This is a genomic window from Bacillus tuaregi (assembly GCF_900104575.1).
Taxonomy (GTDB): Bacteria; Bacillota; Bacilli; order Bacillales; family Cytobacillaceae; genus Bacillus_BD; species Bacillus_BD tuaregi.
The window spans coordinates 4,208,295-4,227,152 of sequence record NZ_LT629731.1; the positions used below are offsets into that span (position 1 = coordinate 4,208,295).

An 18,858-nucleotide genomic window follows, 5' to 3' on the forward strand; every position below is an offset into this window, starting at 1 on the left:
AATTTACCATGATTTACACATGAATAACTCCAAAATGCTTTAGTTACGGTAACTTAACTGGTCTAATTTGCGGAAGAAATACATATGATTTACTGATGATGATAACGCAACAATCACAAGGAGGAATTTTCATGGCATCCCAACCCAAAGAGAATTGGTGGAGAAATATTCCTGATCTTACTAAGATAATGGATTTGGTTTTACCGAGTATTGCCCCCTTAGCCCAAAGCACTCAAACGAGGGTACAATTTAAGCAGGAATTAGAATCCTTTTGCGACTTTTTAGCTCAGCATCCTTTAGCCATTAAACATAATAAAAACAAGCGTGCCATTTTGGAACATATGAAACTCAATATCGATTTATATAATCAAAGCAAACCTCTTCACCATTGAACGGACACTGGGGTAGCATATAAAGCTACCCTCCTTTTGTTTAAGTAAATAAAATGAACAGAAAAAGACCTTCTACAGTATAGAAGACCTCTTTCTCATATTTAGAGCATTACTTCTTCTTTTTCCTTTTTCTTTTTATCAAATACTTTCCTATACGTTTCTCTGACACTATCCGTAGACTTTTCTTCAATAAAATATGCTATGGCCGCTTCACACAAAGCATATGTACCCGCTGTAGCTACAACACCTGAAATTACACTTCCCGCAACAGGAATAAATTTAACTAACTGACGAGCCACTTGTCTTAAAGCAAAACCTGCGGCCACATTTAATCCTAATGCACTGAAAAATTCAATTACTCCCTTTTTGTCAATCTTCTTGCCACCTATCAATGCAATGGTTGTAACCATCACAGTCTGTAATCCAGTGATTATGGGTAAATCAGAACCAGGAATTGGATTAGCACCAATCAGCCCTGTAACTCCTGCAACACTTGCTCCAATTCTGCGGGCTACCTTTTTCTGAACTGTTCTTATCTTTGCTAATCTCGCCATTATTACTTGGGCTTCATTGGGTAAATGTTCAATTAAATAATCTAATAAAGTATCGACATTCCATCTAATATCATGAACAATTTTGCCATCCTTAAAATGGAGATAACAACAAACAGGTATTACTGTTACTGGGTTTGAAACTGTATCACGCAGTTTCACTGACAAAATCTCAACTGAGTCTGCTATATTTGCTTGCTTTTCTTCATCATCAAATGGTGGGGTGTTTATGTATATTGGACTTAATTCATCTATCTGTGTAACTACACCGATGACAGGAACATCATATTCGTGTTCTGTTTTAATAGTATTTTTCAACTCTAATAATTGTTCCAAATCTTCATCAATTCTTGAACTAACCTCTTTAGCCTTAGCTAAAAACAATATAGCATCTGGACATTTATCTTTTATTGATGCTTTAACTTCTTCTATAGCTGAATCTTGTGAAATGTTTTCTTCTGGTTGATCAGCTTCACCTAATCCTCTTGTATCCAAAATTTCAAGGTTTCCTGAAACGGACTTATAAGTATGCCATTTCCCCATACCTGTTCTTGCCTTTACATCACCAATCTCCGCACGCTTTTCACTAAAAATAGCATTGATCAGGCTTGATTTACCTGCACCCCTTCTGCCTACAATAGCTATACGTGCGGGTCTTGCATCTAACGTAAATGACTTTAAATTATTTAGTTCTTCTTCTATTTTACCTTTTACCTTTTCTGGAATTTTTGAGTTTAACAATGCTTCATAAAGAGATTGCAATAAATCGCCAATTTGTTGATTTTGATTACTTTGATCATCCTGATTATTACTCATTTGATCGCCCCTCCACTAATTGGTAAATTTGTCCTACCCTTTGGTATTATTATTTCATTATCAAATTATTTTGTCTACTAAACTTTCAAAATAAGAAATTAATATATTATACCCTCTACTATACCTTTCCAATAATTATTTACTGGTAATCCCGATCTTCTTAGGATAACCCATGTAATTAATTCGTCACCACTATTCATCATTTGCTTAATTACATATGTGAGCCTCCTCCGCTGAAATGCTTCAACCGTTTCTAAATGACTACTTAAAAACTCCTTTGTCTTTGGTAGATGCCCTTTGGTTAATATCCACTTAAATACTCTGACATTCGTTCCACCTTTGAACTGTAGCTCTCCTCATATGGAGACAGACTTTCTTCTAAAAATTCTGCTAATCTATTTAGCACGATAAAATGGAGCCAAAATATTTTAACTTTATCTGCCTCTATTTCAATCGTTTGTTCAATAAAAAAGAACCGAGGCGTACCAACGGTACGCTCCCGATTCTGATTGATTTTACATAAAATATGGATTTTAAAAACTTTTCATATTTTCATCTGCTAACCAGGCCTCGAAGGATTTTGAATTTAACATCCTCTTTTCATTTTTCCTAACTTCTTCATTAATCTTCATAACCTGTTTCTCGCTGATTTTATAATTTCTTGATTCTTCAATCCTATGATTTAAAAACTCTGCAAATCCGTCAACACTACAGGATTGGGGGATTTTCAAAGTTCCTCTTTTAACTATCTTTGTTTTTGACCATCCCGCCATATTAGTTGGGAAAATGTGCGTAACCATAATAATCCCTGGTAATTTTGTGTATATAAAAAGCGTATTGTTACCATTTGAGGCGATTGTACTATCAATAGATCTTAAAAAATACATATTAGGCTTGTCTTGTAGTTGCAATTCACCACTTACTGATTCAATAGTATCTAAAAAGAAAATATGATGTGCGTACGACCCATGTTTATTAATTTTTCCAAGGAGAAAGTCCCTCCATAATACAAACGCATCATCTAAGTGATTCATTAGAAATCCTGGAATTCCTTCGGCAGTGTGCTTTTGAGTTGCAATTATCCTCCATTGCACAGATATTACAAATTTTAGTAACCATATATCATAGTTAAAATTTTTACCTCCGTCTTGAAACGGCTTAAATATTTTCTCTGAAAACATTTTCTCATATTTAGAAAATAACTGTTCACATTCATTGCATAATAAAGGGAGTTTGGAAATATCCTGTTGTCTTTTATCAGCATTTGAGGTTTGACGCAAATAGCCTGTTGCCGAAGTATTCTTTAACCACTTCCCAATAAATTTTGGAATAATGTGACTACCCTTTAATTCCTTTTGTTCTTCACAAAGCAAACATCTACCAATAGCAGTTGTCATTACTACACAACCTTTTTTATCTTATTCTTACCCTTTGTTTTATTGCTGTTCTTATTTCAGTATATAGCTTAATATCCTGAGTATGTTCAACCATAACTGATACACAGTAGTTCTGCATATGGTTTTCGTCGGTTACCCATTTATTGGAATTTATAACCACTAACGTAAAAGGTGAATTTGGTAATGCCTTTGGCTCCCTTTTAAACTCTCTAATCCCTTTTTGGTGACATCCGCTATTCCTTTTATTAGGGCCTGGTGTTAATTTAATCTCATAGTCATCCAATTCTTCCAAGGTAGCCATGTCATCAGAAAAATCATATTCAGCAAATTTTTCAGCGACAATATATGGATTTATAGTATGATAAAGTTTGAACTGCATACGATTTCCTAAATAGCTGTCTCCCCTTGTCATTCTTGTTACTGGATCAAAAGTTAATGCCACAGATATTTTTTTATACCCTTTTGTTTCAAAGAACAATGATGGGCAATCAAAAGAATAAACTTGTACTTTATTTAATCCAATTACTCCTTCATCAAGAAGCACAACCCTGTTATCAAACGAAGATATTGCCCTTTCATAGTTTGGTAATCCATATCCCTGCACTTTCAACAATGAAGTTTGTTTTTGACTATCGCTTCCATTAAATCCGTCTATTTTTACTGTTTCTGTTGATTGTAACAAAAGATTCTTTAGAAAGTTCGCTGACTTATCTGGATACTTATTGGCTATCTCTCCCAATACATGCGTAACCATTGGTGCAGAAAAACTTGTCCCATAGTTAAAATTAAAAAGTTTTTCCGTTGGGCTATTTGATAACAAAGGAAGTTTTCCACCAACGTTTTCAATTATTCTTCCAAATTCTTTTCTCAAAATTAAATTTCCACCATAATGAACAACTTCTGGCTTTAACATCCCATTAATTCCAAAACCTGTACGAGTAAATGGAGAAGGCTCCTTATGTTGAGCAACCGCTGTATATATATCCATTTTATGTCTTTCTCCTTGCTCTAAGATAGAAAATTCCTGAGCAATTGACCCAACTGTAATTGATAGTGCAGATGTAGCAGGATTAATAATTCTAAAATATTCATTTTCCACTAAGTAATTTGGATAATTTTCAATAATTTCTTCAAGTTCATCGTAAATATTTCTTGGATCAGAGTTTCCAGCGGAAACAACAAAGGCAACGTCTCTATATTCATATGCTAATTCATCCAATAAGGCCGCTAAAGGAAATTGACGATTATTCTTATCTTTTAAAGATTCGTTTGCGTTTCCGAAAGAAATATTTACAATTTTGATCCTATAACCATCCTGATCAAGAAAGCTACGAATTGCTGTATTTAATTGATTCTCGAATAACCTTTCTTCATCATATACAGGAGAAAAATTACCTTGTGCATCCTCTTGTCCATACATAACTTTTGCAGAAAATAACCAATTAGAAGGCAAGAAACTCTTATCATTCATTTTTTGTTTGATATCACCATATAAAGAAACTCCTGCAACGGCAGTACCATGACCTACTTTATCTTGCAATTCCTTTTCAACCTCTTGAAAGTTCTCTTCATCACCAACTGCCTTTTCCAATAAAGGGTGGTTAGAGGTTATCCCCGAATCTATGACTAACACCCCTACAGAGTCTTCATCGGGTGCTGAAATTTCTAAATCCTCTACATCTTGTCCATAATAGTCACTTAATTTAAAGGTTGGAATAAACGGTCGATCGACTCTTGCAACTTCTTTAAGTTCGATTATTTCAGCCAGAACCTCGTATGATATTTTTACTCTAAACAAAGCAAATGAATTGGTAATTAACCTATCACAAATGCGAAACTTATTCCAATCATTATATGTATTACTTAATTCCTTTATAAAAGTCTGGATATACTCGTCATCCATTCTCCAAAGTTCTATATCTAAATAATCAACTTCTTCTTTTTTTAATGGGTTCAATGTAAGGTTTGTCCCTATCTTTTCTTCAATAGGTATATCATCAATTGAGTCGATTGCATTAAAGAAATCGTATTTTCTCCCATCCTTGATTCCTGAATACTGGGATAATTTATCTTTGAATGATATTAACTCCGTATCACTTGAAAAAACAACCCAATAACCTTGCTTATTCTCTGCAACCGATAATACGGTGATCCCGCCCATTGAATGCAGAATCTTAACAAATGAATTGTAATCAACACTTTGATTAACAGAAATTCGATAGACTAAGTGTGGATTTACCTTACCGTTATATTTTTCTTTGAGTTCAGTATAAGACCTTGTAATTTGTTCTGCCTTATCACTAACATCTTTGTAATAATCTTTCTTGACTCTTCCCTGTGGTAATGAAAAGCCTCCACCACCTCTCGGCTTCCGTTTTTCAAGTCCTCCAACGATCTGTGGTAATGAAAGATGTTCATACATTATTATCCCCCCTTTATCTATTACTTGTTCTTATATCCATTCTCTCCTTGTACCTTTCTAATGAATATAATAAATCCCTATTAGTTAAAGTGTCTCTTTCATTTATTATTGCATGTGTAATTGCATCTCTACACATTGACTTTAAATCAGAAGGTGAAAAACCTTCTGTCTCTTCACTTACAAAGCTAACATTGATTTCTGTCTCTTTTTTTATTGGTTTTAAATAAAGATTTATTAGACTCATTCTTTCTTCTTGGGCAGGTAATTCAAAATTAATCACTTCATCAAATCTCCGCCAAATTGCAGGATCGAGGATATGTGGGTGATTAGTAGATGCAATAATCAAACTATCACCTTCAAAATTATCTATCATTTGAAGAAAGTTGTTCACCACTCTTTTTATTTCACCCGTCTCATGTTGATCGTCACGATTTTTGCCAATAATGTCGACTTCATCAAATAGTACAACCCAGAATCCATTAGAAATAAAATCAAATACTTTTCTTAGGTTCGATGCGGTCTCCCCAAGATACGAAGAAATAATTGCATCAAAGTTGATGTAAACAAGTGGAAGCCCTAAATATGAACTTATAACTTGGGCAGAAAATGTTTTACCCGTACCAGGCATACCGCAAAATAAGACCTTATTTTTGGGCTTTAGATTAAAAGTAGCAAGAACTTCATACGACTTAAACCCCAATACAATTTGCTTCAAAGCATAATTTGTCTTTTCTGAGAGAATCAGTTGTTCCCATTCAAGTTCATATTGTTTTATTTCTAATAAAGGGAAACCAGAATCATTATCTCTTGGAATTGGCATATCTGTTCTAAATCGCTTTTCAGAAGTATTCCTACTATAATTTTTAGAATACAAGGCCTCTTTTAGCTCTTTAGCAACTATATTGTGCTTCTTACGTTTCTCTAAATTAATTATTTCTTCCCCAAGTCTATAGAACTCTTCTTCGTCTTTTTTTGAGAACGCTATAAACAATTTTTTTATTAGCTCATTTGTGGTCATAAATGTTCACCTCCATATCCTTTTAGTGTATAATTAAATTTTCACTTTTTTTCCATTATACTATTTGGCCGTCTAATTGTTAATCTTAATCTATTCTATAGAGAACAAATATTCTCTTGACTTTATTTTTTCCTCTACAGTTTTTTTCCATAAATTCCAGTCCTTAATGCCCGACTTCCTTAGAATAATCCATGTTTTAAGCTCCTCATTATTTTTGTACATTTCATTAATCACATGTTCAATTCGCCTTTCGGTAAATTGTTCAACCGTTTCAGCCTTTTCCTGTAAATACTTCATTGTCCTTGGAAGTTTATCAAACTTTTTCTCTAATATTGCCCTCTCTCCGATCAAATTTCCAACCTTTCCAATCGTAATCCGAACTGGCCTATCTTCTGAATTAAGGAGGTTTTTAACCGCTTCACTTACTCTCTCCAATATTTCTTCATCCCGCTTATTCCAATCAATCCTTTCAGGTGATGTTCTTTTTATTGGTTTAGGACTGTTTGCCTTTAACCATTCCCTATTATTTCTGTAGAGCCTCATATAAAGGGCCTTTTCTGCTTCTCTTAATTGTTTAATAGATTTTTGAGGATACTTTCTTTGCAATGACATCCAATTTTGACAATCTTCCTTTACAGAATTTGTTTTTTGTTCAATATTCCAGTTACTTTCCTTTTCGTCATTTAAGAAACGCTTAATTGTATTCGGATCTGCTCCCATTCTTCGGGATAGTTCTCGTAAACTAAGATCGAGCTTTGACAGTTCCCTTAACTTTGTTTTCCATACTTCCCCATATGATTTAACCCTCGTTTTACGTAAACGATCCTGTTGTGTCCTATCTGGCCCTCTCCTCGTATATGTATATCCACAATTAGGACACTTGAAAGTCCCAACTGGATCTTTTGTTTTATCACTAAGGGTTAATTCGATATCCTTTATTACTGGTTGTCTATAATAATCACAAACTGGATTTAAACAAAACCAAGGGGATGATCCAAATGGAGATTTTAAACCTGTACCAAACATATCGTTTAATGATATACCCAAAGCATTCATAACAAGTATGTGACGTAATGGATGAAATGACTTCCGATGTTTCTGAACGATCATGGATAACCAATCGCCTTTACTACTCAATGAACTATAAAACAAATCTAATACCGATTGATCATACCGTTTTTCAAAAAAAGCTCTCCAATCCTCTTGCTTTACCCTCCCGCTATAATAAGCAATTCCTTTTGCAATTAATGCTTGTTTATATTTCTGCTCAAACCAATTTAATTCTTTATGATCAAACCTTTTATTTAAAAGCCCTTTTAAGTAAGGAGCTAATTGTATAACATGATTGATGTACTTTTCTTTAGTGGAGACGGATAGATGCCCTAACGTATTATGGTCTTCATTTATTATGCAGTTGTCCTTTGAGGCGAATTCAAAACGATGTTTACTGCCTCCACTTGCTAATATGGTACTACTATATAAAGGCATAAAATGTTCTAAACAGCAATGGATACCACTTAATTGATGTGTCCTGTGGAAATAAGGTTCTCCGTATTTCTTTTCATCCTCTTCAAAACATAAAGGACAAAACCTTATGAACTTATTCTGAGGGACACCGCTTGCAACAACACCTGCTCTAACGTAGATATCTTTACCATCATTACTCAACATAGATTGATAGACCTTATTAGCTTGATTTGCAGGTAAAAAGGCAGAATTATAGGGATAAAGTGTATTTTCGAATACGAATTGTTCCTCACTATACCCAGAGAATGGAGGCATATTGGAAACTAATGCACTGATTCCAGAAGGTAAAAAAACCGAAGTGGTTAAACCTCGGTTCGAAAATAAATCATGTAGAGTTGCCTTTTCATGTACATTACCACTTCTCTTATGATATCTTGCACAAATACTATAAAGAAGTTCATCGTCTGAATAAGGTGAAGGAAAAAACACTAAACTCACTCACACAACCCCCTCCAATGTTTTTATAACACCAGCTTGCTTTAACGACTGATAAGCTGACAAACCTTGCTCTTTACCTTCTTTTACAATCACTCGCAAATCAGACTTTGCTTCTTCCTTAACATCTTCTCTTGATTCGTGAGATGGATTCAAGGAATATTGATACGCTAATCTTACCAAATCATTTACATCTTGAACTTTTTTATCTTTTAACACAGCTTTTACAGCCATTAATGCCCTTTCCTTTGATAATCCTAATAGATTCAAGCGAAACACCGCCTCTTCCTTTAACTGTTCGGTTGATACAGTTTTATTCACAGCTTTTGTTGCTTGTATAAAACTGTTCTTTTCTAAAACGATTCTTTCCTTTTCAACTGCATTATCAAATGGAAAATAAATATCTTCATACTTTGCAATTTCGTGGATATCCCCTTTACGTAAAGCCTTTAACATTGGCTGTACAAGTTTTAAATTTTCTTTAGCAACCTGTGATATCAGTCTTGGTGAAAGCTCCTCTCTACCCGTTGAGATTGCTCTGATTTGTGAGAGAGCGAATACTTTTATCGCTATATCGAGGATTCCCTGACTCTCCTCGTACAAGATATCTACGTATTCATCTGTAAGTTCCACAGGTTTCCTAACCCACTGATAGTTCCAAATTGATTCAATAAATAAACGCCAATATGGATCATTTTCCAATCTATTAATGACCATGTCGCCTTGACCACTTCCTCGCCTTGCTTGGCGGAACTCACTTTGTAAAACATTTATTGCAGAAGGCGTTCCTATAAGACAAATAGGGATAAGTTGATTGGTTAATCCAACAAAGAAGTTCAACATCAATTTGGCTCCAATCCCCTTTAATGAGAGGTTCTGCACTTCATCGATTACGACAGCACCTAAACCAATTCCCTTGCACACCTGAGTCATTATAGGCATAAGTGTATTAACAGACAACTTGTTTGACCTACCAAACTTATCAAAGTAATTAGTACCTAATAAGTTATCCACAGTTATAAAGAATTGATTCACCAAACCCTTAACGGAGCTATCGTGAGGCAAACCCAATTGAACATATACTAATTGCGTGAACGAGAATGGTCTACCCCTATGGTTCGAATGTACGACGATTTGAGGGTAGGTGTTGAGAATTCGGGATAGTGATGATGATTTTCCCGTACCACTTGGGCCAATAATAGTCATACTTCTTGGGATTGAATCATTTACCCAATTAAGATGTTGTTGCTGTATATTTTCATATCCTTCTGAAAACCCCTTTGCAAACCCTGGGCTGAATGGATTCCTTCCTACATATCCTTGGCGAATTAATCGGGATATTCGGCTTTCAAGATCCAGATGTTGCGGAAACACCTGGAACAAATTGAACAAACGTTGGGTAAGATGAAATCTATAATGACCTTCCATCTCCCGCTCCTTTGGATCAAACAAAGGATAATAACTTAATTTTTGAATTATCTCTTCCTTTGAATAGATTGGTGGTAATGCCTCTATGAATGGATTCTCATATTCTTTTATCGCCTGTTCATGATAAACAGCCTTAATAAACTCACTTCTCACCTTTGTTCCCCAATCCTTTCCGCTGATATTTCTTAATTAATAATAAGTCATCTGAAAGTTCTATTATCTTCTTGGATTCGTCTCGCTTTTCTTGTTCATGCTTCGACATTAACGGAGCATGATCTTCTTGAACTTGTTCGTTTCGAACCCTCTCAATCTCTTTTTCCCTATTATCCTTTATACCTTTGATTCGTTTATTCTTGCTGACATTTGTTCTATCCTTTTTACTTTGTTTCTCAGCTTCCTTAACAATTGTCTCCACTTCTTCCATAAGGTTAATTTTTTCTTTAAGTCCCGACGTTTTATTTTGTTGTTTAATTCGCTGTTCTAATTCTTGCAAATGCTGGACATCTTCAATAGTTTTATCCTTATAGCGAGACTGATGTTCTAATAAATAACACCGTTCGAATGTGTGAGTATCTTTATCATGCAGATATATAAAACTAACGTCTCTTGGATCGTAAGTGATAGTTACCTTATAGCTTCCAGACATCCTGGCTTTAACAAACCATTGCTCTTTTAATGCTTTAGCTGAACTGTAGAACATCCCCTTCCATTTTATACCATGGCCTGAAATAGTTGCTTTTGAGGTGGGCAAGAGCGTAAGCATAAGTTGCTCTTTACTTATGGTTCGTAATTTTCCCGCCCTATTTTTCATTCCCCATTCCCACAGCTTTACTGGTATTGGTTCAACACCCGCTTCAATCATTTCTTCATCACGAACGTAGTTTTCTATAATGAAATTATTGTTATAGTATATAGCAGATAAAATTACAATTTTTTCCAAATCCTTAATTGTTAGCACAGAGGACAATCGATAGTCTTTTGCCCCTCTTTCCCGAAAATCAGACTGAATAGCTCCACTAAGTAAAGGCTTTACTTGTCGGTTTAATATTGCGAATTGTTGCTCAACTAATTGTTTAAAGTCTCCACGATACGGGGCTGAATTTTCAATTTTTATATTCAATTGATCCGTCAGTATTGTAGAGGCATTAGATAACAACTCTGCTCTATCAGCGACTATACATTCTGGTAAATAGGTATTTGGCCATTCATCTTCTGTTATATCAATACCAAACCGTTTACAAAATTCCACCTTATTCTCGACCATATTCATAAGGGCAATTCTTGCCTGCTCAAAATTTGGGCCTTCAAGGCACACATGTACGGATAAGATCATCCTCGAAAATACATCTTTTACAAAATACAACGTGCCTCGCCCGATAATAGCCTGCCTATCGAACTCACTTACAAGGTAAAGATCCGTCGTTGTAGAATCAATTTGAACCTTTTGCCCAGGTGAACGTACCTCTTGCTGAACACTCCCCAGTACAGGTCGATACTGTAATTCATAACGTCTTTTCCCCCGCCTCTTTATAATTCGTTCTGATACTTTTTCATTTTTTCGAACCCAATAAAGAAATTGATTATAACTTGGCAGTTTATCAGGACTGTTTTCCAATTCATCCTTGAAAAATTCTTTAATCATTTGTTCATAAGCGAAACGGACTGTAACATTGTTTTGGCGATAATAATATTTCGTAACTGCCAACTGAAATTTTTGTTTGGTTTCTTCATCAATATTCGTACCTTCTCCAACAATATCACTCATTTTTCGAGGGCGGCCCCTTTTTTTATCACCACTTTTTTTCTCAACTCCAAGGCCTCCGCACTTGTAAAAATCAGGCAGTAATGAATTTTTGTGACTTTTTCCTCCCCGCTTCCAATATCGTTTTAAATTTCTTAGGATTTTCTTTGGGCTTACCTTTAAATCCTCAGCGACTTTTCTTATTATTTGATTTCTGGTTTTCGAGTATAGTAGTTTTTCAACCCCCTGCTCTAAAACATGATTTACCAATTTCCATGCTTCATCACGTATTCTTTTAGCTTTTTCAGAAATCTCGTCTTCACTAATAAGAATACTAAAAGGATCAGCTTCAACAATTAAGGCATCTCCTATAGATAATGCATCCCTAATCTCCTCCACATTTCCCAACCTTGGTAAAGCATCATCAAATACATTTATTAGAAAGCATGAAGAATAGGCTTCATCTATCCAGATAATTCTTTCAATGCTGTTCGGATCGTCTTTATACTTGATTAGCATGTTTGTAGTAAGTATCATAGCTATCCACCTTACCCTTGCTTAAAATCTTGACTGTATGGCATGGTTGCTTAAAAGAAATTGACTTGTTCATGTCTACACCAACAATTTTTCTGGCTAACATATGCTTATAAATTGTAATCGCTGTTCCTTGGTCAAGTTTATATTCAATATCAAGACTGTTTAAAATTTCATTTAACTGTTTACCCTCACCATTACCTATCATGTCTACCAATCGTTCTTTGAGAAATGATTGCATTTCATCCTCTATACCGTATTCCTCCAAATTGTAAAAGGGATGAATAAATTCAACGTTCTTTGCAACAACCAAAGGAATTTCCTTATTAGTTACGATGCCATAATCAATGTTTTTACTATTCCAATATTCTTGCATAATTTGATATCGCTCAATCACTTGTTTATTCTCTAATTGTCGGTGATCCTTTACAGACCTGGCAAAATGACAAATATCTCCGTCATCGGTTTGTAATGATATAAAAAAGGTCGTAGTGAGTATAATCGGTTCACCACTTTTTTGATTGGTCAAACGTTTGATTAAATCCCCGTCTAAATTAGGAATAATCTTATCTAAACCATCTATCAATGGGTAGTGTTCTTTGATATCCAACGTTCGTGAATTCAGCCCACCTATTCTCCTACTACCAAAAAATTCATATAGATAAAACAGCCTTGTCTCAGAATCAGACAAAAAATGATGTACCCTGTTTGTTATCCATCCTTTTACTCTACTTACTCTCCCGCTACTCGAAACTCGTATTGTATCAATAAAAGGCTTATAGTTTTCCTTTTCCCCTTGCCCGTATCCATCTGCTATCAATTTTGCAATTTTCTTTGTTGTCTGTTCATGTTTTATAACTGGCATGTCCCTCAATCCCTTCTTGTGCAATGATTACAGATATACATTTACCTTTTTTAGTCCACAAAAAAAATGCATCTGCCCAAAGTCAACACCTCCGTTTTTTTTTACGGAATGACTTAGTACAAATGCATTTGATTTATTTTAGTATTTATATAATAGAAGAAACTCGGTACAGAGATGAAAATTAAAGTAATTCAGCCTTTCTTTTCATCTCTTCCCTACTTGGATTCGTGTAGATCAAACTTGTTTTTAAATCCCTATGTCCCGCTTGATTAGCAACTTCATGGATTGAATAGCCCGATTCTAAGGCCGCAGTACAGTAATAATGTCTTAGCATATGGGGAGTAATCTTACTACTATACTTTTTAAAGTGCTTATTAATAACACTTCTGTCTACCTTGTCACTTTCTCTCGATGCAAATAAGTATTCACTATCGTAATCTCGTACTTTGAGATACTCCTTGAAGGCATTTATGATCTTGCTGTTTAAATAGACAATTCGTTGCTTACCGCCTTTACCCTTCACCATTAACTCTTTGCCCTCAAAACTGTAATCATTCAACTTTATATTTAATGCTTCCGAGATTCTTAAACCACCGTAAGCCAATAAAGTAACCAGAGCATATAACCGCTTGTCGCCTTTTTCAAGTATCAGTTGCCTAAAATGCTCAACATCCTTTTTTGTAATTTCACATGGGTTTGCATAATCTACTTGAACCCTTACAAAATCTGCTTTAGAAATCACGTCTTCCTCTTGAATGTTTACCTTTATCAAGAATTTATTAAAGCTATGTAATGAACTTAACTTGCTATTTACGGTTTTACCATTTAAGTTCTTGCCTTGATGTTTTTTGACATTCAATAAATAGGACTTGTAGTCCAAAATGTTTTCTCTAAAGAATTTCTTACAGGAAATTCCATATGATTCTTGAAACCATGAACAGTATTCATTTACATGAGCAACATAAGATTTTATTGTATTTTCAGATTTGGCCTCGTCTTTTAGATAATTCACAAATTGATTCATGATATGTAGTTCCATTCGCCAATCTCCTTATTGCGAGAGAATTATGTTGCACTGGAAATTCACCTTACCACAAGGAATTATGTGGCATTCATATACCATATTTTACTTCAAACAATCTTTCAGTGCAACATAAATCCTCTTATGTCGCATTATAATTTTATGTGCAAAGTCACCCCTTTAATTTACATATAAAAAATAGCAGACCTTTTATGATCTGCCTTAAATTAATTTCGATGATTATGAGTTTGAATTCCTCTAATTACACATATAAGAATAATTTTTATCAAAACCCAAGTTTTTTCAATTCCTTTAAAACCTTTTTGTCTACTTTATTATTCGATTTGTATTTCATCATGTTATCCCAATCAAAAAGATCAGTCGGTATGTCCTCACTATATGTTTTTACCGTTATTCCCTTAAAACGCTCAGGATCATGGTCTATTCCATCTTCAATTTTAGATTGATCTAATTTCAAAGCATTAATACGGAAACAAACAATATCTTCCCCTTCATAATTTCTAAGATCAATCCAACCAACACTATGAGATTCCTGAGTTGTAAAATATATGAGTCCCTCTGCATTTGTTTTAAGTTTACCATCCAAACAAATCTTTCTGTAGTTACTCATTTTTGTAGCGTGATATAAGAATAGCATTACTGTCTCTCCCTTGGTGTCAACTTATTAAAAACGCTCTCGTACATATTTATCGACAAATTGATAAAACAGTTTAAAGTAGAATAAAAACCAAATGTTACAGATTCCTGACAGTTTTCTCAGAGATACCTTCGAATTAACTCATTAATCATCATTATCATTTCCTCCTCCATCACTTGTAATTGCTTGCCCTTTTTTTATCATTCCTGAAATCATCTTGCATACTTCTACAACCTTTTCAGTCAATTGTTGAGAATCCTTTCGATCTATGACTCCTTCATTTGTAGCCAATCTTAGCAACTCATTAACTTGCCTTGCTGAGTTCAATGCCATTTTCATAGAATAATTTTTCTGATTTTCATACAACTGACTATTCCCATAGGCAATTCTTATGGGAATTGATGTCGCTAATTTCCAAAGTCTTTGTTGCTCTATTAGCGGTTGCTTTTCTCTCAGCACTTTAATTGAATCAACTAAATTCATTGCCTTCTGATAAACTATCAAATTATGATAATCTGGCAAATATAACTTATCATTCATTTGCATGCTATTCCTCCAGACTGTGAGTTTTAATATTGTCGTGAAATTACGTTTGATAGAGAGGTCATTAATTGAAGAACTTCATTGGGGAAACTTTAGGAGTTTATTACTTTTTTCATCATTCCAATAATCATTCTACGGATTTCAACAAGCCTTTCGTCAAAGTTTTTAAATGCCAATTCATCTAAATATCCGCATCTATAGCTTATTTCAAACCAAGTTTGCGTCTCGGCCGCTGACCCAAGAGCAATATTTAAAAACTGTAGGTCTTTTTTAGAATACATCTGCCCATTTCCTTCACTCAAATTAGCCAACACAGATGTTATTGATTTCCATATCTGATTCTTAATTACATCCTTTTCCTCCCATGGTAGTGTCTTAGTAAACTCCTTAACCTCTACCACCAATTGCAATGCTTTCTCATAAACAGTAGTTCTCCTTACATCTCGCAAGTATAAGTCTTTCAGTTGTTCCATTATAGTCATCCTCCTAATCGGTTATGTGTTATTAAGAAGCATTATCATATACTTGAACTTCCCTATACTTTAATAGGTAATGGTCAATTAAAACTTTTTCTGCTTCTGTTAAATCGAATATGCCTTGAAGACACCAGATCAATCCTTCACAGGCTAATGTCTTTAATAGGTATTCAATATCAAGAATGTTGTAGCAGGATTTTTCTCTTGCATCTCTATACTTTGTTTGTGTTCTGTCTACTAAGATGTTCATACATATTTCACCCCTTTCAATTCATGGTTATTATTTTATTTCTAAGGGATAAGGCATGGCTCCTACTTTGTCATTGAGTATAGGAGCCAATTCTTCCTTAACACACCACTCTACAAGATGCTGAGTGGTGCTTCTCATACGCTTCGATGTTCCTTTAGTGACTTTTTGGAGGAAATCCAGATAAGCCCCTTTTATCATTGGGCCATTTTTAGATTTTCCAATTTCGACATCCGCTCATTTTTCCTTTCTTCTAAAAATGAAGCTCTTTTTTTCAACATATTAACAATGTTGTGAATTACACTACCAATATTATTTCTGTTGATTAACTGTTCATCTGAAATCACCCGATGGGAATGACAATGCATTGAATCGCAGTCTTCACAATAATATGATTCATAAGTTGTATGATAGGCTTTAAAACTACCATCTTCTAATAGAAATAATTCTGTGTTTAATTCTCGGACAACCTCTTCCGTTTCCTCGTAAAATTCTTCTATTTTAAAAACACTTATTCCTTTAAGAATTGCCCCACTTTCTCTGACGAAGTATTCCTCCTCGAATAAATATCCATCTTTTTCAAACGAATCCTCGTAAATGGGTACGAAAGGCAATCCCTGCTTGGCATACTCGATTACTTCCTTCAAGTTTTCTTTTTCAATCTCGAATATCTCTTGATCCATTATTGCAAGCTCTTTTTCGTTAGACTGAATCTTCGATACTAATTCTCTTGTAATATTTAACATTTCAATTCTCCTTTTTACTGATGATAGTTTTTTAGTATGGCATTGATATGGCTTACCTCGATGTTCCTTTCACTAATTCCAGATATTCACCTTTAGCAACGCCTAAATCCAAACAGGCAATAATGCCACTTTTAGCAGTTACACTAACCTGAATAAGAATGGACTTTTTTAGTTAATAATCGGCTGTTTAACACTTATGAGAGTTGTTTTGTAGCCTTTGTTTTAATTGATCATTGGAATTTGTAGGGAGTAAAATAGAGATATGCTTGCGGTTTAATTATTTTGTAGATGTTTTTCGTAGTAATTGTTTTAGGATACAGATGGATTACATGTTATTGGGGGATCTTTATACACTGTAGATGAATCTTTCTTTTCACTCTAATAAATCTGACCAATTAATAGAGCAACTGTTGACTCTATAGGAAATCCAAGTAACAATCCCGTTAATACATGCTCCCAATTCTTCTTTTGGGAACTGGCATAATCAAAGCCTTTTATGAAATAGGCTAATTCTAATTCATTGATTTCCAGTAGACTTTCTTCATCCTTTGGCGTAAGAAGATCATAGCCTATTCGGTCACTGTATAAACGATAGGAACTGACCAATTTGTTAAGATCAAAATATTTTTTAACTTCCCCTTGATTTGCCAATCCAATCTCGTAATCACCTGTCCAAATCTTACTTATTTCATAGCGAAGACCGCTTTGCTTAACTTTATCAATCATCTCTTCAAGATCATTGATTTTAACGATAATAAAGCCTATCGGTTTTAATCCATTAGCAACTGTCTCAAAGAGTCGCATATTACTTCCTGCATATTCTCCATTTTCTAATAGAACGCCATATCCTCCACAGAACGTCAAGTTCATCCAGCTCACCATCGGCGAATGAAAAGGAATGTTAATTCCCCTTGGATATTTATATCTGCATAACGAGTGGCCATTGCTCATAACTACCATTTCATGATTTTCCTTATAGTCTCTTCTGTAAAATCCCGAAAGTCCAAATCCTTGTTCATTTCGATACTTCCCTTTATAAGACTCCTTAGTTGTTGCCCATCCTTCTACTAAAATTAAACTTTTCATATTTTAGTTCCTCCTGCCTTTTCGAGTTGTTGTTTACATGTATTATATTAATATATTTATTTCATTTGGTCAATGAAATATTTTTTATTGCCTAAATAATATTAATGGAGTTTCCCTAACAACCACATTAAAAAGTTTTCTCACTATAAAATGCCATAAAAAAAGAACTGAGGATCACTCAGTTCTAAAGACATTCTTATAACGAGATTATATCTGATTTCTTAAATAGGACTGTTATGACATTTTTATTTTTCTGAACAATCCAATCTTGGTAATCAATAGGTAATGTTAAAATACCGCTTGGAAGGTCACGTAGCATTCCACCATAATTATAAATCGCATCCATTAATGCTTCTTCCCAATCTTTCAGATTAGAAATATGCTTCTTTACACTCTGATCAAATTCAATTGTATATGTTATATCCATTTCCTGGACATCGAACGTATTAACTCGAAATTGACTTTTTTGTTGCATTTCCCGAAACACATATAATTGTTTGAATATGGAAACCAGCTTATCCATACAGTCCGTTTCCTTTGCCAAACCATATTCAAAAATTCCATAGATCATTTTGATTAATTGTTCTTGCTCTTCCTTATTTATAAGTCTTTCATTTTCCGAAAACTCACCTTGACACTCTGAGTCAATTGGAAGTTTAATCTTATGTAAATGTATCACATCATCAATGGAAAATACTGCATCCTGATCGTAGTCCCTAATAAGCGAACTATAGCCAAATGATTTAAAGACTTCATTTATATTAAGATTTAGGGCTTCACATAATTCACACACTATTTCAAAGCTCGGATTACTTTGCTTATTACCTTCAATTCGATTGATATACGAAGGGTTAATTTTACCATCCGTTTTTTCTGATAGCTCTTTTAATGTTAATTGTTGCCTATTTCGCTCTCGTTTAACAATATCGCTAAACATTCCATCTTGTTCAATCAT

The 18,858-nt window shown here is 34.3% G+C and carries 17 protein-coding genes; 1 reads left to right on the forward strand and 16 read right to left on the reverse strand.

What is annotated here, in order from left to right:
- The first annotated feature begins 131 nt into the window (after positions 1-131).
- Positions 132-392, forward strand: coding sequence for a hypothetical protein (locus BQ5321_RS22640; protein WP_071396597.1), 261 nt, complete (start codon positions 132-134; stop codon positions 390-392).
- Between the two features lie 101 nt (positions 393-493).
- Here the strand turns inward: BQ5321_RS22640 and BQ5321_RS22645 are convergent, their stop codons facing one another.
- From BQ5321_RS22645 to BQ5321_RS22720, 16 genes are all read right to left on the reverse strand, one after another.
- Entirely contained in the window at positions 494-1,759 is a 1,266-nt protein-coding gene (locus BQ5321_RS22645) for a GTPase (protein ID WP_071396598.1), read from the reverse strand.
- Between the two features lie 533 nt (positions 1,760-2,292).
- The gene (locus BQ5321_RS22650; protein ID WP_071396599.1) at positions 2,293-3,156 is read right to left on the reverse strand and encodes a hypothetical protein; all 864 of its coding nucleotides are present in this window, start codon (positions 3,154-3,156) and stop codon (positions 2,293-2,295) included.
- 16 nt (positions 3,157-3,172) lie between these two features.
- The gene (locus BQ5321_RS22655; protein ID WP_071396600.1) at positions 3,173-5,578 is read right to left on the reverse strand and encodes a S8 family peptidase; all 2,406 of its coding nucleotides are present in this window, start codon (positions 5,576-5,578) and stop codon (positions 3,173-3,175) included.
- Positions 5,579-5,591: 13 nt separating this feature from the next.
- Positions 5,592-6,596: an AAA family ATPase gene (locus BQ5321_RS22660; protein WP_071396601.1), complete on the reverse strand. Its 1,005-nt coding sequence runs from the start codon at positions 6,594-6,596 to the stop codon at positions 5,592-5,594.
- 90 nt (positions 6,597-6,686) lie between these two features.
- On the reverse strand, positions 6,687-8,561 hold the full coding sequence (locus BQ5321_RS22665; protein ID WP_071396602.1) for a TnsD family Tn7-like transposition protein: 1,875 nt from the start codon (positions 8,559-8,561) through the stop codon (positions 6,687-6,689).
- On the reverse strand, positions 8,562-10,139 hold the full coding sequence (locus BQ5321_RS22670) for an ATP-binding protein (RefSeq protein WP_084786895.1): 1,578 nt from the start codon (positions 10,137-10,139) through the stop codon (positions 8,562-8,564).
- Positions 10,129-12,264 (reverse strand): Mu transposase C-terminal domain-containing protein, encoded by a 2,136-nt coding sequence (locus BQ5321_RS22675; RefSeq protein ID WP_084786896.1) that lies wholly within the window; start codon positions 12,262-12,264, stop codon positions 10,129-10,131. Before BQ5321_RS22675 ends, BQ5321_RS22670 begins: the two co-directional genes overlap by 11 nt.
- A complete protein-coding gene (locus BQ5321_RS22680) occupies positions 12,230-13,126 on the reverse strand; it encodes a heteromeric transposase endonuclease subunit TnsA (RefSeq protein ID WP_071396604.1) in 897 nt (298 codons plus the stop codon). The genes BQ5321_RS22675 and BQ5321_RS22680 overlap by 35 nt, the downstream gene beginning before the upstream one ends.
- Before the next feature lie 181 nt (positions 13,127-13,307).
- Positions 13,308-14,165 carry a tyrosine-type recombinase/integrase gene (locus BQ5321_RS22685; protein ID WP_187143771.1) on the reverse strand — a complete coding sequence of 286 codons (858 nt, stop codon included), beginning with the start codon at positions 14,163-14,165 and terminating at the stop codon, positions 13,308-13,310.
- A gap of 268 nt (positions 14,166-14,433) precedes the next feature.
- Positions 14,434-14,805: a hypothetical protein gene (locus BQ5321_RS22690; protein WP_071396605.1), complete on the reverse strand. Its 372-nt coding sequence runs from the start codon at positions 14,803-14,805 to the stop codon at positions 14,434-14,436.
- A 144-nt stretch (positions 14,806-14,949) separates the two neighbouring features.
- Positions 14,950-15,351, reverse strand: coding sequence for a four helix bundle protein (locus BQ5321_RS22695; RefSeq protein WP_071396606.1), 402 nt, complete (start codon positions 15,349-15,351; stop codon positions 14,950-14,952).
- Positions 15,352-15,440: 89 nt separating this feature from the next.
- Positions 15,441-15,821: a four helix bundle protein gene (locus BQ5321_RS22700; protein ID WP_071396607.1), complete on the reverse strand. Its 381-nt coding sequence runs from the start codon at positions 15,819-15,821 to the stop codon at positions 15,441-15,443.
- Between the two features lie 31 nt (positions 15,822-15,852).
- On the reverse strand, positions 15,853-16,074 hold the full coding sequence (locus tag BQ5321_RS22705) for a hypothetical protein (protein ID WP_071396608.1): 222 nt from the start codon (positions 16,072-16,074) through the stop codon (positions 15,853-15,855).
- A gap of 194 nt (positions 16,075-16,268) precedes the next feature.
- Complete coding sequence (locus BQ5321_RS22710) at positions 16,269-16,817, reverse strand: hypothetical protein (protein ID WP_071396609.1); 549 nt, start codon at positions 16,815-16,817, stop codon at positions 16,269-16,271.
- Positions 16,818-17,195: 378 nt separating this feature from the next.
- Positions 17,196-17,903: a hypothetical protein gene (locus BQ5321_RS22715; RefSeq protein ID WP_071396610.1), complete on the reverse strand. Its 708-nt coding sequence runs from the start codon at positions 17,901-17,903 to the stop codon at positions 17,196-17,198.
- Positions 17,904-18,099: 196 nt separating this feature from the next.
- Entirely contained in the window at positions 18,100-18,858 is a 759-nt protein-coding gene (locus BQ5321_RS22720) for a helix-turn-helix domain-containing protein (RefSeq protein ID WP_071396611.1), read from the reverse strand.